Origin of the sequence: Actinocorallia aurantiaca (genome assembly GCF_039533685.1) — a bacterium.
In the GTDB taxonomy this organism is placed as follows: domain Bacteria; phylum Actinomycetota; class Actinomycetes; order Streptosporangiales; family Streptosporangiaceae; genus Actinocorallia; species Actinocorallia aurantiaca.
On the sequence record NZ_BAAATZ010000003.1, the window covers coordinates 479809 to 502169 of the forward strand.

Annotated in this window: 20 protein-coding genes; 8 read left to right on the top strand and 12 right to left on the bottom strand. The window is 71.4% G+C overall.

What is annotated here, in order from left to right; all coding sequences use genetic code 11:
- Positions 1–336: 336 nt before the first annotated feature.
- A protein-coding gene (locus ABD327_RS05455) for an IS5 family transposase (RefSeq protein WP_425547073.1) occupies positions 337–1151 on the bottom strand; the annotation gives its coding sequence in 2 pieces (ribosomal slippage) (positions 337–804 and positions 807–1151; 813 coding nt in all).
- Between the two features lie 450 nt (positions 1152–1601).
- On the opposite strand from ABD327_RS05455, the gene ABD327_RS05460 reads away from it, so the two are divergent.
- Complete coding sequence (locus ABD327_RS05460; RefSeq protein WP_344449026.1) at positions 1602–2066, top strand: HflX-like GTP-binding protein; 465 nt, start codon at positions 1602–1604, stop codon at positions 2064–2066.
- Positions 2067–3396: 1330 nt separating this feature from the next.
- Here the strand turns inward: ABD327_RS05460 and ABD327_RS05465 are convergent.
- Positions 3397–5229, bottom strand: coding sequence for a M48 family metallopeptidase (locus ABD327_RS05465; RefSeq protein ID WP_344449027.1), 1833 nt, complete (start codon positions 5227–5229; stop codon positions 3397–3399).
- Positions 5230–5337: 108 nt separating this feature from the next.
- On the opposite strand from ABD327_RS05465, the gene ABD327_RS05470 reads away from it, so the two are divergent.
- Positions 5338–6282: a hypothetical protein gene (locus tag ABD327_RS05470; RefSeq protein ID WP_344449029.1), complete on the top strand. Its 945-nt coding sequence runs from the start codon at positions 5338–5340 to the stop codon at positions 6280–6282.
- 132 nt (positions 6283–6414) lie between these two features.
- Here the strand turns inward: ABD327_RS05470 and ABD327_RS05475 are convergent, their stop codons facing one another.
- From ABD327_RS05475 to ABD327_RS05505, 7 genes are all read right to left on the bottom strand, one after another.
- Positions 6415–6897, bottom strand: a complete 483-nt coding sequence (locus ABD327_RS05475) for an FBP domain-containing protein (protein WP_344449030.1) — start codon at positions 6895–6897, stop codon at positions 6415–6417.
- A 347-nt stretch (positions 6898–7244) separates the two neighbouring features.
- The gene (locus ABD327_RS05480; RefSeq protein WP_344449031.1) at positions 7245–7883 is read right to left on the bottom strand and encodes a peroxiredoxin; all 639 of its coding nucleotides are present in this window, start codon (positions 7881–7883) and stop codon (positions 7245–7247) included.
- A gap of 119 nt (positions 7884–8002) precedes the next feature.
- The gene (locus ABD327_RS05485) at positions 8003–9169 is read right to left on the bottom strand and encodes an acyltransferase family protein (RefSeq protein ID WP_344449032.1); all 1167 of its coding nucleotides are present in this window, start codon (positions 9167–9169) and stop codon (positions 8003–8005) included.
- Positions 9162–10088 carry an alpha/beta hydrolase gene (locus ABD327_RS05490; RefSeq protein ID WP_344449033.1) on the bottom strand — a complete coding sequence of 309 codons (927 nt, stop codon included), beginning with the start codon at positions 10086–10088 and terminating at the stop codon, positions 9162–9164. Before ABD327_RS05490 ends, ABD327_RS05485 begins: the two co-directional genes overlap by 8 nt.
- A 144-nt stretch (positions 10089–10232) precedes the next feature.
- Positions 10233–10901, bottom strand: coding sequence for a response regulator (locus ABD327_RS05495; RefSeq protein WP_344449034.1), 669 nt, complete (start codon positions 10899–10901; stop codon positions 10233–10235).
- Positions 10898–12118, bottom strand: a complete 1221-nt coding sequence (locus tag ABD327_RS05500; RefSeq protein WP_344449035.1) for a sensor histidine kinase — start codon at positions 12116–12118, stop codon at positions 10898–10900. Before ABD327_RS05500 ends, ABD327_RS05495 begins: the two co-directional genes overlap by 4 nt.
- Positions 12119–12225: 107 nt before the next feature.
- The gene (locus ABD327_RS05505) at positions 12226–12567 is read right to left on the bottom strand and encodes a hypothetical protein (protein WP_344449036.1); all 342 of its coding nucleotides are present in this window, start codon (positions 12565–12567) and stop codon (positions 12226–12228) included.
- A 392-nt stretch (positions 12568–12959) separates the two neighbouring features.
- Here ABD327_RS05505 and ABD327_RS05510 point away from each other — a divergent pair, with 392 nt between their 5' ends.
- Positions 12960–13604, top strand: coding sequence for a hypothetical protein (locus ABD327_RS05510; RefSeq protein ID WP_344449037.1), 645 nt, complete (start codon positions 12960–12962; stop codon positions 13602–13604).
- Here ABD327_RS05510 and ABD327_RS05515 read toward each other — a convergent pair.
- Entirely contained in the window at positions 13583–15019 is a 1437-nt protein-coding gene (locus ABD327_RS05515; RefSeq protein WP_344449038.1) for a S8 family peptidase, read from the bottom strand. The two genes, ABD327_RS05510 and ABD327_RS05515, sit on opposite strands and share 22 nt — an antisense overlap.
- Before the next feature lie 74 nt (positions 15020–15093).
- On the bottom strand, positions 15094–15621 hold the full coding sequence (locus tag ABD327_RS05520) for a MarR family winged helix-turn-helix transcriptional regulator (RefSeq protein WP_344449039.1): 528 nt from the start codon (positions 15619–15621) through the stop codon (positions 15094–15096).
- A gap of 487 nt (positions 15622–16108) precedes the next feature.
- Here ABD327_RS05520 and ABD327_RS05525 point away from each other — a divergent pair, with 487 nt between their 5' ends.
- From ABD327_RS05525 to ABD327_RS05545, 5 genes are all read left to right on the top strand, one after another.
- A complete protein-coding gene (locus tag ABD327_RS05525) occupies positions 16109–16438 on the top strand; it encodes a DUF3263 domain-containing protein (protein ID WP_344449040.1) in 330 nt (109 codons plus the stop codon).
- Between the two features lie 29 nt (positions 16439–16467).
- Entirely contained in the window at positions 16468–17238 is a 771-nt protein-coding gene (gene otsB, locus ABD327_RS05530; protein WP_344449041.1) for a trehalose-phosphatase, read from the top strand.
- A gap of 126 nt (positions 17239–17364) precedes the next feature.
- On the top strand, positions 17365–18936 hold the full coding sequence (locus tag ABD327_RS05535) for a serine/threonine protein kinase (RefSeq protein WP_344449042.1): 1572 nt from the start codon (positions 17365–17367) through the stop codon (positions 18934–18936).
- A gap of 64 nt (positions 18937–19000) precedes the next feature.
- Positions 19001–20488 (top strand): serine/threonine protein kinase, encoded by a 1488-nt coding sequence (locus ABD327_RS05540; RefSeq protein ID WP_344449043.1) that lies wholly within the window; start codon positions 19001–19003, stop codon positions 20486–20488.
- A gap of 28 nt (positions 20489–20516) precedes the next feature.
- The gene (locus ABD327_RS05545; RefSeq protein WP_344449044.1) at positions 20517–21716 is read left to right on the top strand and encodes an FAD-dependent oxidoreductase; all 1200 of its coding nucleotides are present in this window, start codon (positions 20517–20519) and stop codon (positions 21714–21716) included.
- Here ABD327_RS05545 and ABD327_RS05550 read toward each other — a convergent pair.
- Entirely contained in the window at positions 21713–22360 is a 648-nt protein-coding gene (locus ABD327_RS05550; RefSeq protein WP_344449045.1) for a response regulator, read from the bottom strand. The genes ABD327_RS05545 and ABD327_RS05550 overlap by 4 nt on opposite strands.
- Between the last annotated feature and the right edge of the window lies 1 nt (position 22361).

Consider the following 22361-nt stretch of genomic DNA (forward strand, 5'->3'; position numbering starts at 1 on the left):
TTTGTGGTGACGGGCGCTCTTTGGCTTGCTCCTGCGGCTGCGGAGCACGGCTAGAGGGCTTGTCTCGGCTGCTCTCCCTGTCTCGGCCCCTCGCTACGCTCGGGACTGTGCCCACCGGGGCTCCGCCCCGGACCCCGGGCGAGTGGCTCCGCCCCTCCCGCACCCCGCCTGCCGGAATCTTCCTTCGCGCCCTGCAAGGCCCGTGGCCCGTTCTCCGTTCAGGACCCGCGAGCGCTTCCGGCGGCGCTACCGAGCCTGGCGGCTCGTACGCCCCGCCTGCCATCCGTCCGGAACGTCAGAAGTTCGGCCTGCGGATGGCTTTCCTAAGACCACGTCTTACGTGGCGATTCGGGAGAGCTTCTTGTAGCAGATCAGAGCAGCCGCGAGAGTGAGGAACGCGGTGAACAGACGACCGTGGCGCTCGTAGCGGACGGCCAGGCGGCGGTAGCCCAGCAGCCAGGAGATGGTCCGCTCGATCTTCCACCGGTGCCGGCCCAGACGGTCTTTGGACTCGACGCTCTTGCGCGCGATGCGGGAGGCCATGCCCCACCGGCGCAGCCATCTGCGCAGCTCAGCAGCCTCGTACGCCTTGTCTGCGCGGACCTTGGTTGGGCGGCGCCTGCGTGGTCCGCGGCGGGAGCGCACTTGGGGGATGGCCTCGATGAGCGGCTTGAACCCGTGGGTGTCGTGGACGTTGGCGCCGGTGACGAGCATGGCCAGCGGCAGGCCGGCGGTGTCGCAGACCAGGTGGAGTTTGCTGCCCTTCTTGCCCCGGTCGACCGGGTTGGGTCCGGTCAGCTTGCCCCTTTTTTCGCCCGCACGACGGCGGCGTCCACGATCGCGCTGCTCCAGTCGACTTCGGCTCGGGAGCCGAGCTCGTCCAGCACCGCCTGGTGGAAGGCCTGCCACAGACCCTGCTTCGTCCAGAACACGAACCGGCGGTGCACCGTGGCCGGCGAGGCCCCGAACTCCGTCGGCAGGTTCCGCCAGGCGCAGCCGCTGGTCAACACGTAGACGATCGCGGTGAACACCGCCCGGTCATCGGCTGGAGCAGTCCCGCCGCCCTGTCTGCGCGCCGGGTACTGCGGGACCAGCGGCTCCACGATTTCCCACAGCTCGTCGGGCACCAGTCGCAGGCCCAGAGTCGACATCAACACAGCACGACATCATCCCAGCAGAGCGCCCGAAAAGCCACGTAAGACGTGGTCTTAGGTCCTACGATCGCCACGACGGGGTGGAGGTCGGCATGTGGTTGGGGCGATTGGCTGCCGTGCCGCTTCCGGTCCTTGGGGCCTGACGGCTCTTGTGGTCCAGGTCGGCTTGCCATCGGGAAGGCGGGCCCAGGTAGGTGGCCGCGACGGCTGAACCGAAATCTTGATGGTCCACGGGTATGTGGCGGGCACGGGCATTAAAATCTCGGGGATTTCGCAGATCAGGAATAGTTTTGGCAGGCCGTTTCTAACCGTGTGTCGTAGGTTGCTCGGATGGCGCAGGGCGGTAACCGTAGGGTCGCGGTGGCGGAGTCGCGGTTGCTAGCGTCTTGAGCTATGCGGTATTCGCGGTGGCGTCCGCAGGTTCGGAAGGTTCGCGGGAGCGAGCCCGTGCCCTCGGCGGTAGTCGATCCGCGGGAAGCGATCTGTGCGAACGGTGTGGTCGTCGCCGGGCTGTTCTCTGCGAAGCTGAAGGACTACGACGAGGTCATGGATCAGCTTGCCGCTGAGGTGACGGGACTCGGCGGGAACGTGGTGGGGAGGTTCGTGCAGCGGCGGGGGATCTCCGAGCACCGGAAGGGCAGATCTTCAGGCGGAAAAGCGAACATGGATCGGCCTTGCTCCTCGCAGACCCTGATGACTACGGGCAAGGTGCGGGAGATAGCCGCCGCCGTGGCTGAGACCGACGCTAGTGCGGTGGTCTTCGCCAACGAGTTGACCGAGCGGCAGCGAAGAGCCCTTACGCGCTCACTCGGATGTCCCGTGTTCGGCAAGAAGGGCCTTCCTGTATCGAGGACGCCGACGAAGGATGAAACGGGCTCTTGGCGGTCTTCGGAAACCGGTCCGGGTGGGTGACCAAGTGGGTGACAACCACGAGGGACGGAGACGGGCCGCAGAGGACGGGCATGGACCTGCAGTGCTGGTCAGGGCTGGACCCGAGCTGGTATCGATCTTGGGCCGCTTGGTTCGCATCGAAGGGTCAGGGGTTCGAATCCCCTCATCTCCACCCAGGTCAGAGGCCGGTTCTGAAGATCGTAACCGGCCTTTGACCTGTCCGTACAGGGCTTGGTCTGACTAACCGCACATCTGCCGAGGGCGATGCGTACGAAGCCGCAGGCTTCGAAAGTGAGGGGAAATGAGGTGCCTACGAAGTAGTAGACGGCTGCCTGTTCCTTGTACTCCAGAGAGGCCGGGAGCACTCCTGCGAAGCGGGTGTCGTCGGACGGAGAGTCGGCGGCGCGGTCGAGGAAGGGACGGGAGACGGTGAAGGCGACGCGAGTGGGGAGGTCGGGTACGGCGACGGCCAGCGATGCGCATGCGAAGAGGGGGACGAAAGCGGCTTTGAGCGTGAGTATGCCGCGCGCGCACGGGCGGCACGGTCGTCTTCCTCTCGGGCTGCCGCTGCGGCGGCGATGATGCCCCGGACCCAGCAGACCAGGGTGACCAGGCTGAGCGCCAGCCACAGGAGTGCGCCGAAGAGGTCCCAGAACACCGCCGCTGTCCACAGGAGCACGCCCGCCGTCAGAAGAGCGCTTACGCTCCGGGCGGGCGGCGCTGTACCGCCTGTGAGGTTCGCATGAAGCTCCCGTCTCGTCCCGGCAAGGGTGTCAAAGCATGATCCGCCGGACAAGGCACCGAGTCCATCGGCTGGCCGCTGCGGCCGGGCTTGAAGACGTAGCGATGAAACCCGTTTGAAGTAGCAAGGCGAGCAGCAACAAGCCTGGACATACCGGACTTCCACCGGTGCCTATGCCCGAGCGCTGACTGGCCAACTGCCTGACGGTCGCCGCGGATGGTGCCGGACCTGTGCGGACGTCCATGGATCCAGGACCGGTACCGAGAGAAGGAACCAGAGATCAGCTGGCGTTCGTATCGAAGAGGTGCCGCCCCTACGAGGGCTGGCTGGGCGAACTCGAAGCGGGGATGACGACGTTTCGACCCGCTTCAAGGACGAACTCTGTAGCCCAGAATTCGAAGATCAGTGTTAGTGGGCGGCTTCGGCCGATCACCAGAAGCCTGAGCTTCCTCACTTCATCCGGCAAGCCGGCCCCTTCCTGATCGCAGCAGGCCAACATCGCGCCGTCGGAGCCAAGGTGAGGAGTACCTTCTGGCCGTCACCCCTGTGGAACCCCCGGGTCCGGGCGCTCCGGTCCGCCCGCCGGGGTCGCCGGCGGGCGGGTGGTCGTCAGGATTCCAGGTGGATCTGCTTGAGGACGTGGGCGAGAACTTCCTGTGACTTCTTGGTGAGGGTCTCGCTCGTGAGCCGTTCGGCGAGTTCGACGCGGCGGCCGGTGTGGTGGATGAGAGTGGCCTTCACCGGGATGTCGCGGTGGACTTCGGCGTCGGAGAGCTCCTCGAAGGGGAGGAAGGTCCCGAGGGCCGCGAGGTGCTCGGGCGACGCTCCGTCGACGAGGTCGCGCAGGCGCTTCTCGCCCTTGCCCGTCGAACCGGGGTCGGGGAGGAAGACCAGGCCTCGGGAGAGGACGAGCAGGTCGTGGTCGACGCCGTCGATCTTGATGTTGGCGATGCCGGCGAGGATCTCCGATCCGGACGCGGAGACCTTGTCCGCCCGGACGGCGGCCGTCGCCGTCTCGATGCCCAGTTCGGCGAGGGCCGCTCGGGCCCCGGCCGGGTCGGTGACCGCCAGTTCGGCGAGCGGGGAGAGGTCGAGTTCGCGGCCGTCCGGGGTGAGCAGTTCCGCCGGGTCCGACCAGGAGTGCCGCCAGCGGAGCACGCCGGACCGGATCGCGGCCAGCTCGAACAGCAGGACGAGGGAGCGGGCGAACCTGCCGGGCAGCTCCTTGCGGGTGGCGTCGGGGAAGAACGGCTGGGCGAGGTCGGTGAGGCGGCCCTGCTCGATCAGGTCGAGGAGCTCCGGCAGGCCGGGCCTGGCGATGCCGGTGGTCCGGGAGACGGAGCGGAACATCCGGTCGGCGGTCTCCTGCATCCGCGCGGTGATCGCGGCATGGGTGAAGTCGGGCCAGGGGAGCACGGTGCGTCCGGCGGAGGCGATGAGGCCCTGCTGGGCGCGGCGCCGGGTCTCCGCCGGGTCGGCCAGCAGGACGGTCGCGGGCCTGTCGTCGGCGGCCCTGCCGTCCTCCGGCGCCGCCATGATCGTCTGGACGCGGACGCCGACCGGCGGGTGGGTGTTCCAGCGGGACGGGTTCGTGTCGGGCGCCTCGGCGCGCAGCTCCTTCAGTTCGTCGGGGCGGGCGGCGAGTAGCTCGACGAAGCCGCCGAACAGGTCGTCAGGGACATTTCCGGCCGTCCAGCCGGCTTCGACGTAGGCGGAGAAGAAGAAGTCCCAGGCGGCGTCGAGGACGGGCATCTCGAGGAGCGCCGAGGCCGCGGCGTCCCGTCCGGCCAGCCGGACCGCCGAACGGTCGGCTTCCAGCTCCTGGCGGCGGGCGACGGCGTTGTCGACGAGCAGGTACAGCCGGGCGTAGAGCTTCAGCGGCCACGCGGTGACGTTGGTGTTGGGCACGCCGGAGAGCGCGTGGCCGATCGCGAGCCGGCCCCGGTAGGCGGCGCCGGCGAGCCGGGCGTGCCGCCCCGAGTAATGGCCGAACTCGTGGGCGAGAACGGATCGCATCTGGTCGACGCGCATCCCGAGCAGCAGCGGGACGCCCACGCAGAGCGTCCGCTTGCCGCCGATCAGCCCGAGCAGCCGGGTCTTCTCGTGCACGGCCGCGTTGACCTCGGCGACGAGGACGATCTCCTGCGGCGCCCGGGTCCGGACCTCGGCGGCGAGTTCCCGGACGGTCGCCCACAGCTCGGGCGCGTCCTGTTCGCTGACCCGGACGCCGTCCGGTGGGGCGTCCTTCGCCTTGATCGCCTTCCACAGGCCCAAGCCCACGCCGCCGAGCAGCAGTGCGAAGACGGGCTTGGAGAGGGAGACCGCGACCAGCCCGTGACTGCCGTCGATCAGCCAGATCAGTGCGGCGAACGCCGCGAGGAGCTCGGCCAGCGCCACAAGGTAAAAACCGGCGAGGAGCACGAGAGAGGAGAGAGCGCGCAAAGGGACTCCTGTGATGGGGGTGGCGGGAAAGTACCCCATAAGTCCATATCTGCGCAGTGGTTAATCACTAAGATCATCGCACCTTCAGACGCGAGGAGACCGCTGCCGATGAGGCTGTTCAGCCGCAAGCCGAAGCCGTTCGCCCTGGACCCGCTGCTCGGGGACCCGGACGCGCTGGCGCTCCGGACCGCTCTCACCGGCCGCGACTGGCCCGCCGCCCGGCGAATCCTGGAGGCGGCCGCCGCTGATCCCGACCGGCGCGGCTTCCTGATGAGTGCGGCAGCCGACACTCCGGGCCTCCAGGAGTGGATCGGCCAGGCCGTGGACGCCGAACCGGAGTCGACGCTCGCGCTGCTCGTCCAGGGCTGCCACGCCGTCTACTGGGCTTGGGAGGCGCGCGGCGCGGCCACCGCGAACCTCACGTCCCAGGAGCAGTTCCACCTGTTCTCCCGCAGGTCGAAGATCGCGGAGGACTGCCTGGACGAGGTCGTCGAACGGACCCCGGGGGACCCGACGGCCTGGGCCTACCTGGTGACGCTCGCCCGCGCCAGGCAGCTCGGCCGCGAGGAGACCGAGCGGAGGTTCGCCGAGGCGGTCGCCGCCGCGCCGCACCAGCGCGGTGCGCACAACTCGATGCTCCAGTACCTGTGCGGTAAATGGGGCGGCAGCGACGAGGAGATGTTCGCCTTCGCCCGGAAGTCCTTCGCCGCGGCACCGGACGGCAGCCCTCTGGGCGAGTTGGTCGCCGACGCCCATATCGAGAAGTGGTTGTCCGACGACGAGGCGACCGACGCCTATTTCGCGGGTTCCGAGGTGCTGGACGAGTTGAGGTCGGCAGCGGACCGCTCGATCTTCCACCCGTCGTTCCAGCTGACGCCCGCCACGGCGGGAGCGCCTAATTCCTTCGCGTTCGTGTTCGCTCTGGCCGAGGACCGCTCCTACGGATCGCGGACGTTCGCGCTCCTCGGAGAGATGGTCACCGAGGACCCCTGGTACTACGCGCCGGGAACACCGGGCGAGGCCTTCACCCGGCTCAAGGGCTACGTGGCCTGATCTCTGCCAGCCCTTGAAGCAGACCCATCGGTGGGCGGAGGCGAGAAGGGCGCCGGTGCGGGAGACGAGCGGTAGCGGGTGGTCTTCGGTGTGATGCCGCCGGTCGTCGGGCTGCTGCAAGCCTGGAGGAGGTCATGGCTGGAGCTGGTCGAGGAAGGCTTTGAGTTTGCCGGTGGTGCGGGTGATCTTCTCCTCGACCGTCACGGGGTCTTTGTAGTGGTCGTCGGGTGACGGGTTGCGGTGGGCCCGGATGTGCAGGGAGCAGGCGAGGTCGGTGCAGAAGTAGCCGCCGACCGAGTCGCCGTCCGAGCGGGGGCGGCGTGCGGTCATCAGGGCCACGCCGTCGCCGGTGTGGGTGGTCAGGCACAGGGAGCACATGCTGCGGCGCATGCCGCGATTCGTCGCGGTCAGGCGCAGGGCCACTCCGACGAGACGGCCGCCGTGGTCGGCGACGAGGTATGCGCGTTCAGGGGCGCCGAGGTCACGCCAGCCGAGGAAGTCGAGGTCGTCCCAAGGGCGCTCGGCCAGGTCGCGGGGAACGGGCAGCCGCCGGGCCTCGCCCTTGGTGCAGTTGATGAAGGACGCGCGGATCTCACTCTCGGTCAAGGCTCTCATGGTCTTGAAATCTACCCATCCTCGGAATCCGAGCAAGTGGTTATTCCGCCAGGTCGGAGCGTGTGCTGTGCGGGGCGGGCCGGTCACTCGGCGGTCGGAGGGGTCGCGCGGCATCGATGCGGCGGTCGCCGTCGCTCGCGGACTTCGGGGGCCTCATCAGGCCCTGAGCATCTGGTCGGCTGCTCCGGGGCGGAAGTCCGGTTCAGAAGCCGTTCGCGATGGCGCGGGCCAGGGCGTTGCCGCCTTCCGGATTCACCGGGTCGGTCAGGAAGACGGGGCCTGGGACATGAAAAACCGCTCGTGAGCCGGGCCCCGAGGCCGTCGGCTCACGAGCGGGGTGGTGCGGCTTACTTGTTGGGCTGGGGGGTGACGCGGAGGTAGGGCTTCTTGGTCTCGAAGCCCTTGGGGAAACGCTCCTTGGCCTGCTCGTCGGAGAGGGCGGGGGCGACGATGACGTCGTCGCCGTCCTTCCAGTCGGCCGGGGTGGCGACGGTGTACTGGGCGGTCAGCTGGAGGGAGTCGATGACGCGCAGGATCTCGTCGAAGTTGCGGCCGGTGGAGGCCGGGTAGGTCAGGGTCAGCTTGACCTTGTTGTCCGGGCTGACGATGAAGACCGAACGCACGGTGAGGGTGTCGTTGGCGTTCGGGTGGATCATGTCGTACAGGTCGGCGACCGTGCGGTCCGGGTCGGCGATCAGCGGGAAGTTCAGGGCGTTGCCGGTCACGTCCTCGATGTCGCCGGCCCACTTGTGGTGGTCTTCCAGCGGGTCGACGGAGACGCCGATGGCCTTGACGTTGCGCTTGTCGAACTCGGGCTTCAGACCGGCGACGCGGCCCAGCTCGGTGGTGCAGACCGGGGTGAAGTCCTTCGGGTGGGAGAACAGCACCGCCCAGCTGTCGCCCTTCCACTCGTGGAAGCTGACAGTGCCCTCGGTGGTGGGAACGGTGAAGTCGGGGGCTTCGTCGCCGAGACGCAGCGTGGCCATGTTGGTCCTTCCGGTAGGTAATGAATAGATAGCACGGCTGAACCCCGCCGTGCTTCGTCGCTCAATAGTGGCATCCCCCGGCTCTGACCCGCAGATCGGAGGCGGTGTAGGGGCCCCTGTCAGGGTAGGCGAGGATTTCCCGTCTCCGCCGGACCGGTGCCGTCGGCGTCCCGCGGGGCGCCCGACCGTCCGGGCCGCGCGGATTCGAAGCGGGCGAACAGGGCCCACAAGGCCCACAACGTCAGGGCGAACGCGGGGAGCCAGCAGAGGCGGGCCGGGATCCAGGCGGGGGCGTCCGGCGCGGTGTGCAGGCCGGGGAGCGGGCCGAGGCCGAAGGTGGCCGTGGTGACGAGCAGCAGTGCGCTCTGGTGCCACAGGAACACCGTCATCGCCGAGAGGTTGACCAGGACGACCGCGGCCCAGGCCAGGGGGGCCCGGAGGAGGGCGGCGACGCGGTCCTTCAGGAGCAGGGCCAGGCCGGTCTGCGCGACGCCGAAGGCCACGGCGGCCAGGGTCGGCGGGTTCAGGTTCGACAGGGTCTCGCCCGGCACTCCGACCATGCTGGCCGGATAACCCGCGAAGGCCACCAGGGCGGCGGTCGCCGCGGTCCCGCCGGTCAGCAGCCCGAGGGACGCGCGGCGGGACGGGGCGCCGTGGCGTGCCCACGCGGCGCCCAGGGCGAAGGGGACGGCCCATCCCGTGAGGACGTTGAGCAGGCCGAGCCAGGCGGGGCCGTCCAGGGCGAGGCGCCAGAGGTCGACCGCGGCGACGGCGCACAGCGGGATCACCGCGCCCCAGGGCGGCAGGCGGCGGAACAGCGGGGTGAGGGCGGTCAGGGCGGCGAAGGCGCAGAGGAACCACAGGGGGCTCACCACGAGCCGGATGATCGTCCGCAGGTCGGGGAGGTCGAGGCCCGCCAGCCACAGGACGGGGGCCAGCAGGGCCCAGAAGCAGAGCAGCACCGGTACGGGCCGTGCCAGCCGCGCGAGCCGCCTGCCCAGCCAGGCGCGGTATGTCCCGGCCCGGCCGAGGCCGAGAGCCGCCGTGTAGCCGCCGACGAGGAAGAAGGGGGCGAGGGTCTGCAGCACCCAGCTCAGCGGGGCGAGCCAGGGCATCTCCCGCAGCGGGCTCGCCGCCGACAGGGTGCCGCCCGCGTTCGTGAGGCCGGTGACGAGCCAGTGCCCGAGCACCACCCCGGCGATCGCGATCGCGCGCAGGCCGTCGATCTCCCGGTCGCGTCCGGCGGGGGTCGCCGCCTCGATCCGGGCGGCCAGCGCGCTAGCCACGGGGCACCTGCGCGCCGAGCGCGATCAGGGCCAGGTTGCGGACGGATTCGCCGCCGGGCTTGAAGTAGTCCGCGTGCGTGCCGTCCCCGGCGGGGAAGGGGCGCGCGCCGAACTCCCGTGACACCGGATCGCGGCCGAAGCCGAGCTTGAAGAACCTGACGTTCGGGACGAACCGCGTCCAGTCGCCGCCGGACCGGGCGGCCCAGACCCGGGTCGCGGGGAACCGCGTGGAGGGGGAGAGGTCGGCGGCCCGGTCGGCGGTCGTCCCGGGGCTGCCGATCAGGGCGATGTCGGACGCACGCACGTCCGGGGCGGCCTTCGCGCACACCACGCTGCCGTAACTGTGGCAGACCAGGGCGAGCTCGGCGGAAGGGTTCAAGGCCCGCAGTTCCCGGGTGAAGGAGACCAGCGCGCGGGAGCCCTTCTCGGCCCGCCCCGTGGACAGGACGGACAGGCCGGCAGTGCGGGGCGGGTCGTAACCGAGCCACGCCACCACTGCCAGCCGGGCGCCCGGGGACAGCCGTCCGGCCTGCTCGTAGAGGCTGCGCGCGGCGCCGCCGACGAACTTGACGGAGTCGTAGTCGCCGAGGTCGTTGTCGGCGCCCGGGACGACGACCGCGATCCGCTGCGCCGTGGCCGGATCGCCGAGCACCTCCACGGCCCGTCCGGCGCCCCGGGGGTCGAAGGACAGGAAGGTGCGGCCGCGGAAGGCCGCCAGTACGCGGACCCGCCCGCCTTCGCCGTATCTGTGCGCGGCGGTGAGAGCACGGCCGATGTCCGCCTGGACGGCGGCGTACCGGGCGTCCGGCCGGGTGAGGGGCGGCAGCGGCGAGGGAGCGGCATAGGCGGCTGCGGGCGGGGCGCCCGTCAGGGTCGTGACGAGTGCGGCGGCTGACAGGAGGGCTGGTGCGCTCCGCATGTGGATCTCCCGGGGCGTCGGCGTCGTGGGGCTGACGCCAAGCTAGGAATCCGACCCCGTAACGGGGATCACCCTGCGGAGCCGACCTCGCCGTACGACCCGGGTACTACGACGGGTGCGCCCGCCAGGCCGGCCGGTCGCCCGTCAGGCCGGCCGGTCGCCGGGACGCACCAGACCCGTCTCGTAGGCGTAGACGATCGCCTGGGCGCGGTCGCGCAGCCCGAGCTTCTGCAGAATCCGGCCGAAGTGCGTCTTCACGGTCTGCTCGGCCACCACGAGCCGCGCGGCGACCTCGACGTTCGACAGGCCCTGCGCGATCAGCGCCAGCACCTCGGTCTCCCGCTCGGTCAGGTCGTCGATCCGCTTGGCCGACGGGGCGCGCGGGCCGCCCAGTCGGGAGAACTCGGAGATCAGCCGCCGGGTGACCGACGGGGACAGCAGCGCGTCCCCGGCCGCGATGATCCGTACGGCCTCGGCCAGTTCGGCGGCCGAGGCGTCCTTGAGCAGGAATCCGCTGGCCCCGGCCCGCAGCGCCTCGTAGACGTAGTCGTCCAGGTCGAAGGTGGTCAGCATCAGCACCTTCGGCGGGTCCGGCTCGGCCAGCAGGGCGCGGGTGGCGGCCAGGCCGTCCATCACCGGCATCCGGATGTCCATCAGCACCACGTCCGGAAGCAGCCGGGCCGCCATCTCCACCCCGGCGGCGCCGTCCGCGGCCTCGCCCACCACTTCGATGTCGGGCTGCACGTTCAGGAACACCCGGAACCCGGTGCGGACCATGCCCTGGTCGTCGACGATCAGCACGCGGATGCTCACGCGGACCCGCCCCACGGCAGCGTCGCCATCACGGCGAACCCTCCTTCCGGTGTCGGCGCGGCCGACAGTCCGCCGCCCAGCATCGAGGTGCGTTCGCGCATGCCGACCAGCCCGTGCCCGCCGCCGTCCCCGTCGGGGAACGCCGGACGGCCCTCGGGAGGGCCGTTCAGCACGCGGATCCTCAGCGCTTCGTCCAGGTACGCCAGTTCGACCCGCACCGCGGCTCCGGGGGCGTGCCGCATAGCGTTGCTGAGTGCCTCCTGAATGATCCTATAAGCGGACAGACCGACCGCCGGTGACGGTTGTCTGCGCTCTCCGGAGACGTCCACGTCCACCCGCAGCCCGGTCCCGCGGGCGGTGGCGACCAGTTCGTCCAGCACCGACAGGTCCGGCTGCGGTGCCGTCTCGCCCGTCTCGTCCTCCGAACGCAGCACTCCCAGCATCCGGCGGGTCTCCCGCAGCGCGTCCAGGGCGGTGCCCCGGATCTCGGCGAACGCGGCGGTGATCGGCTCGGGCAGGTCCCGCTCCAGGTAGGGGGCGGCCTCGGCCTGGATGGCGATCACCGACATGTGGTGGGCGACCACGTCGTGCAGCTCGCGGGCGATCCGGGCCCGCTCCTCCAGCACGCCGCGTTTGGCCTTCTCCTCGGCGCTGCGGGCCTCCTCCGCCGCCAGGCTGTGCTGGGCCTGCCTGCGCGCCCGCACGTTGTAGCCGAGCAGCAGCGACACGGACGCCGCGAACCACGCGATGACCGTCGGGGACCACGCCCAGGTGAGGGGAAAGGCCATGGCCACCGTCACCAGCCACACCCCGAAGGTGGTCTCGGCGTCCGAACGCACCGCCGCCGTGTACAGGCACAGGATCAGGGCGATCCCCGGCCCCCAGGCGGCTTCGGGGCGGTGGTCGGGCACGGTGAGGACGGCGAACAGGGTCCCGGCCAGGACCGCCCGCCAGGCCACCAGAGGCCACTGGTGGCGCAGGACGAGCGGCGCGGTCGACAGCAGCGCGGCCAGCGGCACGATGTCGGTGTGGTTCCTGCCGTCCGTCGCGTTGTTGCCGGTGATCAGGAACAGCGCGAAGGCCAGCAGGGTGTCGACGATCAGTGCCTGGTCGATGCCGAAACGCAGGCGCCGGCGCTCGGGCGGGTCGCACGCCCCCGTCGCGAGCGCCGCGGTGACCGCGCGACGGCAGCGGTCGTAGGAGGCTGCGAGATGCACGGCGCCCACGTTAGGCGCTGACCGGTGTGACCCGCCTGCCACCGTGGGTTGATTCGCGACGTGGCACCGGAGGACTACACGGCGCCCCGCCGCTTCGGCGAGAGCGGTCAGGAGACGTGGAAACCGCCTCGGGTCGCGGCTCGGGCGCTGAATTCACCGAGGGCGCGGAGGTCGCCGAGGAGGCCGTCCGAGACGCCGTCCACGTAGCAGCGGTAGTCGGAGTCCAGCAGTTCGGCCTTCCGTCCGCCGAGGAGGTCGGCTATCGCCTGGGCCTCTTCCGGGGAGACGTGCCAATGGTCGTTCGACTCGAACTTGTGCATCTGGACGGGACAGGCGGGTCCGGCCTCGGTGACGGCGATGCGGAGGGCTTCGCGGACGTCGATCATCGCGCTGCCGGGAATGTCGAAGTCAGGTCCCTTGCCATCCGCGTAACTGAAGAAATAGCCCATTTCTCGCTCTCTGGGAATGGTGATCCGGTCGCGGGGATTCTGCTGGAATCCGAGGGCGGGCGGCAGGGACTCCGGTCCCGGATCGAGGGGGACTTCGGCGAGAGAAGGCTGACAGGGTTATCCACAGCTGTGGATTAGCTTGTGGAGAATGGGACGTTCGCCGCATCGGGACCGGCCTGCGCGGGCGGACGCCGGAAGGTTCAAGAGCGGGTCGGAATGACGGCGTGTCGGGTTCGGATCGGGTAGGTCATCGGCATGGGTAGGGCCTAATGGGAACCGTGTGAAGACCCGTTCCGCGTTAGATGTGGGCGGCTCGCGAGGAGCCGGAGAACGCGGGATTCGGGGAGGCCGGACGCATGGAGTGGACACCGCCGGGAGGGTTCTACCGCAGCTTGCCGATACGGCCCCGGTGGAACGGGCCCGGCTGGGGGACCGTGCTGCTCGCGGGGGCCGTGGTGGCGGCGATGGGGTGGATGCTGCTCGCGGAGCGGGCGCGGGGGAACGCGCCGTCGACGGTCGGGGCGGCGGCCGGGGAGCCGGCGGCGGCCGTGGTCTCCGGGACCGGCGGAGGAACGGTTCCGCAGGCGGAGGAGCGTCGCGTCGCGGTCGCCTGGGAGCGGAAGGCGGGGACGGAGAATGACGTCCGGGACGGGGCCGGAAGCCGGCGGGTCGAGCCCGTGCTGGAGCGGACGGAGACCGCGCCGCGCAAGACCGCGCCACGTAAGGCCGAGCCGCGTGGGACGGGGCCGGAGCGGCAGGCGAAGCGGGCCTGGCGTCCGGCGAAGCCCGTCGAAGCCGTGAAGCGGAAGAAGCACCGAGAGTCCGTGCGGCCCGTCAGGGCGGGAAGGCCGGGGAGGCCCGAGGCCCCGGCGAGGGGCGCGGGACGGCCCGCGGAGAACGTGTGGACCCCGGAGAACGGGGTGTTCTCAGGACTCGTCGGGCATGAGTGCGAGAAGCAGCTGGCCGGCGCGGGGCCGTTCTGCTCGCTGGTGGTGGACCGGGTGTTCTCGGCGGGTCAGGCCCACGGGGGCCGGTAGGACTCGTCGTGCGGGTCGGCCTCGGGGCCGGCGGGGGAGTGGACGGACGGGCGGGGCTCCGCGTGCTCCACGGGCCCGGCCGGGGAGTCCCGCGGGGCGGGAACGTCCTCGGAGGGCTTGCTCATGCCGAGGAGGGCGCCCACCGGCTCGTCGTCGAGGAAGGGGTCGTCCTTGGACCTGCGGCGCGAGCGCCACGCCAGGATGAGGCCGACGGTGATGAGGACGGTGCCGCTGATCAGGACGAAGACGATGAAGCCCGAGGAGTCGGCCTTCTTCTCGGCCTTCTCGGCGCCGGGCCCGGTGGCGGCCGGGACCTCGGCGGAGGCGGGCGGGACGGCGGGTTCGGCCGTGGGCGGCGGCTCGGCCGTCGGGTCGGAGGCCGCCTGCTCGGCGGGCGACAGGATCGCCGAGTCCGTGGACTGGGCGATGCCGTGGGCGGCGAGGAGCGCCTGCCAGGCGTTCACGACGCCGGCGCCGACCTTGTCGTCGCGGCCCGAGGCGGGGCGGCCGACGGCGCCCTTCTCCAGGGCCTCCTTGATCTGGGCGGGCGTCAGTCCGGGGTAGCGGGCGCGGATGAGGGCGGTGACGCCGGTGACGATGGCGGCGGAGGCGCTGGTGCCGTCGTCGGTGGCGTAGGCGTTGTTCGGCTGGGTGGTGACGATGTCGACGCCGGGGGCCGCCACGGAGATCCACTCGTTGTGGTTGCTGGACTTCCAGTGCTTGAGGGACTTGTCGACCGCGCCGACGGCGATGACGTTGCCGTAGGCGGCGGGGAAGTTGCGGCGGTTCTGCTCCGCCCCGTCGTTGCCCATGGACGCGATGACGGGGACGCCCTTGGAGACCGCGTAGTCGATGGCCTCCTGCTCGGCGGTGTTGCCGGTGTAGTCGGTCTTGCCGCCGCCGAGGGACATGTTGATGACCTGGGCCCCGTTGTCGACGGCGTGGCGGATGCCCTTGGCCATCGCGTCCTTGTTGAGCTCCAGGAACTGCTTCTTGTTGCGGGCCGGGTCCTTGTTCTCCCAGGTCACCTTGATGGAGAGGATCTTGGCTCCGGGCGCGACGCCCATGACGCCGTCGCGGCGGTTGGCGCCGTGGCCGCGTCCGGCGATGATGCCGGCCATCGCGGTGCCGTGCAGCGCCCAGTGCTTGCTGTCGGCGGGGGTGCTGCGCCCGGTGTAGTCGGGGCCGGAGGTGACCTTGCCCTTGAGGTCGGGGTGGGTGGGGTCGATGCCGGTGTCCAGGACGGCGACGGTCACCCCGGACCCCCGGGAGTACTTCCACGACTTCGGGAGCTTGAGCTCCTTGTGGATCCACTGCATGTCGCGGATCTGGTCGGCGTGGGCCGCGGACGGGACCAGCACGCCGGGGGCGCCCGCGAGCAGGGCGAGGATGGGCAGTACCGCGCGCGCCCGCATGCGGACCTCCTCATTCGTCGGGGGAGTGGGACATTGTGCCATGGGAGTCCGGGGGGCTCCGCGTGTACGCGTGTTCACGGAGCGCTCTCGGCGTCGGAGAAGATCTCGGAGACGTCGTCGGGGTCCATGGGGTCATTGCAGACCCCTTCGGTGAACGCCGCCAGCAGTCTGGCGAACTCTCTGCGGTCGGTTTCCGGCCAGGATTCCATCACCTTGGCGACATAGGCGTTGCGGTGCCTGTCCGCCGATTCCAGCACCCGCCGGCCCGCGCCGGTGAGCTGGAGGTCGGCGCGCCGCGCGTCGGCGGTGGACGGGCGGCGGGAGACGAGGCCCGCGTCGATGGCGTGCCCGACGAGCCGGGAGGCGGTGGAGGGGTCGACCTCCAGCCGTTCGGCGACGGCCCCGACGGTCACCTCGCCGTGCGCGCCGAGCCGTCCGACGGCGGAGACGACCATGAGGTTGGACAGCTGGAGCGGGCGGGGGCCGGGCGCCTGCTCCCGGAGCTTCTTCACCAGGTCGGGCCGGGCCCATGCCCGGCGCAGCCGGAACAGGGAGCTCCCGATCCGGGCGAGCACCGGATCGTCGGTGGAGGTCTCCATCATGCCTTTCCCTGCTCGAGGCCGACAGCGGGCGGCACGGGGGCGCGTTCGGCCTTCACCCGAACGCTACATGCGTCATCGGCGTCCCGCATGGCCGGGGAGACCGGGGGACGCTCCGCGCGGGATCTCGATAATCGGTTCCCTTCCGTCTCGTCTTCCGGATGTCCGCTGTCCTTCGTTCATTCATGATCCCTTTTCGCCGCGGCTTTTACCGTTCAAACGATCTGCTGGGCGGGAGGCCGGGCGGCTCAGGGGCGCGGAGCGGAGATCCGCAGGTCAGAACGTTCGTACCAGGGGTGGATGTGATCAAAGTGACAGCCGTTGTTGCGGCGAGAACCGGGAAGGCGGGGAATGAAGGAAAAAGAAGTAACCGCTGGGCGGATAGCGGTGTAGATGGACGACCAGAATGGCAGCGAGGCGTCAGACGGTCCCGCTAGAGTGATGCGCCAAACCCGGACGACGGGATCACAACCCAAGGAAAGGGACTCAGATGAGCACCGCTCATGCTCCCGATGAGGATCCTGTGCCCGGCGCCGAGGGCCAGGACGACCCGCGCGCCTTCCCCGCAGACCTCCTGTCCGGCCGGGACCGCGGGATCCTCGCCTTCGAGCGGCAGTGGTGGAAGCACGCGGGCGCCAAGGAACAGGCGATCCGCGAGACCTTCGACATGTCCTCGACCCGCTACTACCAGCTGCTGAACCTCCTCATCGACCGGCCCGAGGCCCTCGCCCACGACCCCATGCTGGTCAAGCGCCTGCGCAAGGTGCGCGCGCAGCGCCAGCGCCAGCGGGCGGCGCGCCGTTTCGGCTTCACCCCCTGACCTCCTCGCGATCCTGAGAGACTGAGGGCGTGACCGTACTCGCGCCGCTCCTCCAAGCTCCCGGCGAGGCGCTCGTCGCCCTCGACTTCGACGGCACCCTCGCACCCATCGTCGCCGACCCGACCCGGGCCAGAGCGCTGCCCGAGGCCGCGCCGGTACTGCGGCGGCTGGCCCCCGCCCTGCGCTCCATCGTGATCATCACCGGACGTCCGGCGGCGCTGGCCGTCGAGTACGGCGGTCTCGCCGACGTCCACAACCTGACGGTCCTCGGCCAGTACGGGCTGGAACGCTGGTCGGAGGGCCGGCTGGAGAGCCCGCCCGAGCACCCGGGCGTGGCCGAGGCCCGCCGCAAGCTCCCGCTCCTGCTGGAGCGCGCCCCCGAGGGCGTGCACCTGGAGGACAAGGGGCACGCGCTGGCCGTGCACACCCGCAGGACGGCCGAGCCCGAGGTGGCGCTGGAGCGGCTGCGCTCGATCGTCGCCGCGCTGGCCGAACGCACCGGCCTGGTCGTCGAGCCGGGCCGCCTGGTGCTGGAGCTGCGCCCGCCGGGCATGGACAAGGGCCGGGCGCTGACCGCCTTCGCCGCCGAGGTCAAGGCCGGTTCCGTGCTGGTGGCCGGCGACGACCTGGGCGACCTCGCCGCATTCGACGCCGCCGACTCCCTGGGCATCCCGGCGGTGAAGGTCTGCAGCGGTTCTGACGAGGTCACCGAGCTGGCCGCGCGTGCCGACGTCGTGGTCGACGGCCCTCGGGGCGTGGTGGCGCTGCTCCGCGAACTCGCCGACGCCGTGGCCCCTTGAGCCGTGATGAGTACTTCGCCTGCCGTGAACTGGTTCCTATGAACTAGCCAGCGGGTCTTCCGGGGTTCTATGGTTTCCGCCACACCAATGGAGATCGACGAACGAACCGGTGGACAGGGGGTTGTCATGCCAGAGGCGGAGCCGCTGCGACCGGGCGATCCCGTCCAGCTCGGTCCCTACCGGCTGCTGGGCAGGCTCGGCGAGGGCGGCCAGGGCGTCGTCTACCTGGCCCTGGCGCACGGGCGGGAGCGGGTCGCGCTCAAACTTCTGCACACCCGCTTCACCGGTGACCTGCAGGCCCGCCAGGCGTTCGCGCGGGAACTGGCCGCGGCGCAGAAGGTCGACCCGTTCTGCACCGCGCGGGTGATCGCCGCGGACGTCGAGGGCGACGTCCCCTACATCGTCAGCGAGTACATCGACGGCCTGTCCCTCAAGCGGATGGTGCAGAAGTGGGGGCCCAGGACGGGCACGCACCTGCACCGCCTGGCCATCGGGACGGCCACCGCGCTGGTCGCCATCCACAAGGCCGGGGTGGTGCACCGCGACTTCAAGCCGTCGAACGTGCTGCTGGGCCCCGACGGCCCCCGCGTCATCGACTTCGGCGTGGCCCGCGCCCTGGACCTGACGACCGGGCCCTCCAGCGGGGGGCCGCTGGGGACGCCCGCCTACATGGCGCCCGAGCAGTTCTCCCGCGCCCCCGTCGACACGCCCGTGGACGTGTTCGCCTGGGCGTCCACCCTCGTCTACGCCTCCTGCGGCGAGCCCCCGTTCGGCGACGACTCCATCTCGACGGTCATCAACCGCATCCTGCACGTGGACCCCGATCTCGGCGGGCTCACCGGCAGGCTGCGCGAGCTGGCCGCGGCCTGCCTGGCCAAGAACCCCGCGGACCGCCCGACCGCCGAGCAGCTCCTGCTCGACCTGATCGGGACGGGGGAACGGGAGCTGCCGACCCCGCCGCCCAGGTCGATGCCGTTCGGCCACCAGCCGGTGCCCGCCTCCCAGCGGTCCTCGGCCGCCGGCCCGACGGTCTCCCGCGCGGAGATCCGGGCGGTGCAGCGGGCGCGGAAGCGCAACGGCACGGCCAAGGCGGGCATGCTCCTGCTGGCGGGCGCGCTGGTCGGGGTGCTCGGGCTCGGCGCCGTCATGGCCTGGCCGTCCGGGGGCGGGGAGAAGCCCGAGCCGGGACGGACGGTGATGGGCACCGGCACCGTGACGACCTCGGCGATGCCGGAGCTCGGCCCGCTGATGGAGCTGCGCTCCACCGACGGCTACGGCTACACGATCGCCGCCGTGGAGGGCGGCACCGAGGAGGTCGGCGGCGAGAAGTACGCCTATATCGACTACATGCTCGCCAACACCCAGCAGCAGCCCGTGCCGCTGGAGTACCCGGGCGACCTCTTCCTCGACCGGGACAAGGCGCCGGAGGGGGTGCCGTGCGCCGAGCAGCCCGGCGCCCCGTCCGAACGCTGCACGGTCGAGAACACCACCACGGTCAAGGCGGTCCTGGGCGAGTCGGACCCGCTCGTGCTGGTGGACGGGGAGGAGAGCATGGCGGCGGGCTCCTCGTACCTCCTGCGGGTGCGCACCAAGGATCCCGTCCCGGAGGACGTGTCCTCCGGGGAGCTGGGACTGTACGTATGGCAGGTCCGGTTCGTTGCCGATCGCAAGGCGAGGCATGTCGCATTCCCTGGATGACCCTGGCCGCACCCGGCCAGACCTTCCCGCTTACAGACCCCCGCGCCGGGCGAGGATTCCGGGCATGGACGACCTTCTGCCCGCCGATCCCGAGGCGATCGGCCCCTACCGGCTGCTGGCCCGTCTGGGACGCGGCCCGCAGGGCGTGGTCTACCTGGGCGAGCGCGACGCCGCCCTGGCGGCGGTGAAGCTGCTGCACGCCCGGTTCGGCGGCAACCACCGGCTGCGGGCGCGTTTCGCGCAGGAGCTGGCCGCCGCCCAGCGGGTGGAGGACCCCGGCGTGGCCCGGGTGCTGGGCGCGGGCCTGGAGCGCGGCGTGCCCTGGGTGGCCTCGGAGTACGTGAGGGGCGTGTCGCTGCGCGACGTGGTCGAGGGCGCGGGGCCCCGGGTGGGCCCGCCGCTGGACCGGCTGGCGATCGGCGTGGCGGGGGCGCTGTGGTCGCTGCACCGCGCCGGGGTGATCCACCGGGACCTGAGGCCCGGCAACGTGCTGCTGGACTCCGGCGGCCCCCGGGTCACCGACTTCGGGTACGGTCCGGCGCTGGACGCGGGCGGGGTGCGGGGAGTGCAGAGCGGCCCGTCGTTCCGCGCGCCCGAGCAGGTGTCCGGCGCGGAGGTCGGCTCGGCCGTGGACGTGTGGGGCTGGGCTTGCCTGGTGACGTACGCGGCCACGGGGAGGCCCCCGTTCGGCGAGGGGTCGATCTCCGAGGTGGTCGGCCGCGTCCTCCACGGCGAACCCGACCTCGACGGGCTGGACGGCAGGCTCCGCTACCTCGTCGAGGACTGCCTGGCCAAGGAGCCGCGGAACCGGCCCTCGGCCCAGCAGCTGCTGCTGGAGCTGAACGGAACGACGGCGCCGTCCGCGCGCTCCTGGCCGTCCCTGCCGGTGATGCGCGTGCCGGTGCGCAAGCCCGCGCCGCAGATCGAGCCGATCCAGCCGCACCTGGGCCTGAACGGCATGCCGTCCATGCCGCTGCGCCCGCTGCTGGTCGCCGCCTCGATGATGATCCCCCTGGCGGTCGGCGGCGCGGTGGCCACGTGGAACGACGGCCGGGAGTCGGTGACGACGCAGCAGGTGGCGGTGGCCTCCTCGGCGGGGCCGGTGAAGCTGAACGGCCCGTACCGGATCAAGGCGCTGCGCGGCGGGACGTCCGGCGAGCGCGCCTACGTCGAGTACGAGCTGGCCAACACCACCCGGAGGCCGGTGACCCTGGCGACTCCGGGCGAGCTGCTCATCCGGGCGAAGTCGCTGCCGGAGGCCGTCCGGGCCAGGTGCCAGCCGGTGCACGGCATGTGCGCGCTGCGGACGGACACCGTGGTCGTCGACCGGCTGAAGGACTCGCCGGCCCCGGGAGTGGGCGAGGACGGCGACCTGACCATGCCGCCCAAAGCCCGGTACGTGCTGAGGGTCTCCACGGAGGAGACCGTCGGAGCCGAGCTGGGCCAGCGGGACCTCGGCCTCTACGTGCTGGACCCGAAGTTCACCCGGAAGGCCCTGCCCCTGCCCTTCAAGCGGGGTTCACGGCAGGTGGTGCAGGAACCGGAGCAGTAGAAAGGCCGGGACGGGGCATGGTCGGTTCATGGAGAAGACGACCTGCGCCATCGCGGGCGGCGGGCCCGCGGGGCTGATGCTCGGCCTGCTGCTGGCCAGGGCAGGGGTGGAGGTGGTCGTGCTGGAGAAGCACGGCGACTTCCTGCGGGACTTCCGCGGCGACACCGTCCACCCCTCGACGCTGGAGGTCCTGGACGAGCTGGGCCTCGGCCCCCGGTTCGCCGGGCTGCCCCAGCGCAGGGCCGAGCGGCTGTCGGCGGTCACCGACGAGGAGACCCTGCTCGTGGCCGACCTGAGGCTGCTGCGGGGACGGCACCGCTACATCGCTTTCGTCCCGCAGTGGGACTTCCTGGATCTGCTGGCCGAAGAGGCGCGCAGATACCCGAACTTCCGGCTTCGGATGAACTGCGAGGTCCTCGGTTTCACCGGCTCGGGCCTGCGGTACCGCGGAGAGGACGGGGAGGAGCGGACCTTGGAAGCGGTGCTCTCGGTCGCCGCGGACGGGCGCGGGTCGGTGCTGCGGAAGGGGTTTCCGCTGCGCGAGTTCGGCGCGCCGATGGACGTCGGCTGGTTCCGGCTGCCGCGGCTGCCGTCCGACCGGACCGGGCCCTTCCTGCGGGTGGGCGGCGGAGGCCGGCTCATGGTCGCCATCGACCGCGACACCTACTGGCAGATGGGCTACGTCGTGCCCAAGGACCGGCCGGTCGGCGACCCGGAAGAGGTCGGGGCCGCCGTGGCGGACCTGGCGCCGTGGCTGGCCGGCCGGATCGGCGAGATGGGGCCGATCAGCACCCTGCGGGTCCAGGTCAACCGGCTGGAGCGCTGGTACCGGCCCGGCCTGCTGTGCGTGGGGGACGCCGCCCACGCGATGTCGCCGGTCTTCGGCGTCGGGATCAACCTGGCGGTCCAGGACGCCGTCGCCGCGGCGAACCTGCTGTGGGAGCCGCTGCGGCGCGGGCGGGTCTCCACCCGCGACCTGGCCGCGGTCCAGCGCCGCAGGGCCCCGGCCACCCGCGTCATCCAGCGCCTCCAGGTGCTGGCCCAGCGGCGGCTCATCGCCCCGGCCCTCGAAGGGAGGTTCTCGCCCGCGCCGCTGAAGGCGGTGTCGAGGCTGTCCCGGGTGCCGCCGCTCGGCCGCATGGTCGTCACGCTGCTCGCCCACGGGGTGCGTCCCGAGCACGTCCGGGTGCCCGAGGCCGCCCGGCCGTCCGAGCGGCCGGACGGTTAGCCCAGTCCGGCGTCCTTGGCCAGGGCGACGGCCTCGGCGCGGCTGCGGGCGCGCAGCTTGGCCAGGATGTCGCTGACCCGGTTGCGCACGGTCTTCTCCGACAGGATGAGCCGCCGGGCGATCGAGGCGTTGTCCAGGCCCTGGGCCAGCAGGTCGAGCACCTCCCGCTCGCGGTCGGTGAGCTGCGGGAACGGCACCGGCACGGGCGCGGCGCCCGCCGGGACCCGGGCGAAGAAGGACAGCACCCGGGAGGCGATGCGCGGGCCGAAGACCGCCTCGCCGCGCGCCACGCCGAGCAGCGCGCGGTGCACGTCCTCGCCGCCGTCCTCCTTCAGGAGGTAGCCGCGGGCTCCGGCGCGAAGCGCGGCGAACACCGAGTCGTCGTCCTCGTCCATGGTCAGGACGATCACCGCGACCTCGGGGAACCGGGCGGTGATCTGCCTGGTCGCCTCCAGGCCGCTCATGCCGGGCATGCGCAGGTCCATCAGCACGACGTCAGGGGCCAGCCGCTCGACCGCCTCCAGGGCCGACCCGCCGTCGCCGGCCTCGCCGACGACCTCCAGACCGTCCAGGTCGGCCAGCACCGTGGTCATGCCGGTGCGGAAGACGGGATGGTCGTCGACGACGAGCACTCTTACCGACACT

What these genes read in the sequence shown, in the direction of transcription:
- ABD327_RS05470 (WP_344449029.1), top strand. Translation starts at nt 5,338, where the DNA reads ATGAGGCTGTTCAGCCGCAAGCCGAAGCCGTTCGCCCTGGACCCGCTG.
- ABD327_RS05475 (WP_344449030.1), bottom strand. Translation starts at nt 6,897, where the DNA reads ATGAGAGCCTTGACCGAGAGTGAGATCCGCGCGTCCTTCATCAACTGC.
- ABD327_RS05480 (WP_344449031.1), bottom strand. Translation starts at nt 7,883, where the DNA reads ATGGCCACGCTGCGTCTCGGCGACGAAGCCCCCGACTTCACCGTTCCC.
- ABD327_RS05490 (WP_344449033.1), bottom strand. Translation starts at nt 10,088, where the DNA reads ATGCGGAGCGCACCAGCCCTCCTGTCAGCCGCCGCACTCGTCACGACC.
- ABD327_RS05505 (WP_344449036.1), bottom strand. Translation starts at nt 12,567, where the DNA reads ATGGGCTATTTCTTCAGTTACGCGGATGGCAAGGGACCTGACTTCGAC.
- ABD327_RS05515 (WP_344449038.1), bottom strand. Translation starts at nt 15,019, where the DNA reads ATGCGGGCGCGCGCGGTACTGCCCATCCTCGCCCTGCTCGCGGGCGCC.
- ABD327_RS05520 (WP_344449039.1), bottom strand. Translation starts at nt 15,621, where the DNA reads ATGATGGAGACCTCCACCGACGATCCGGTGCTCGCCCGGATCGGGAGC.
- ABD327_RS05525 (WP_344449040.1), top strand. Translation starts at nt 16,109, where the DNA reads ATGAGCACCGCTCATGCTCCCGATGAGGATCCTGTGCCCGGCGCCGAG.
- ABD327_RS05535 (WP_344449042.1), top strand. Translation starts at nt 17,365, where the DNA reads ATGCCAGAGGCGGAGCCGCTGCGACCGGGCGATCCCGTCCAGCTCGGT.
- ABD327_RS05540 (WP_344449043.1), top strand. Translation starts at nt 19,001, where the DNA reads ATGGACGACCTTCTGCCCGCCGATCCCGAGGCGATCGGCCCCTACCGG.
- ABD327_RS05545 (WP_344449044.1), top strand. Translation starts at nt 20,517, where the DNA reads ATGGAGAAGACGACCTGCGCCATCGCGGGCGGCGGGCCCGCGGGGCTG.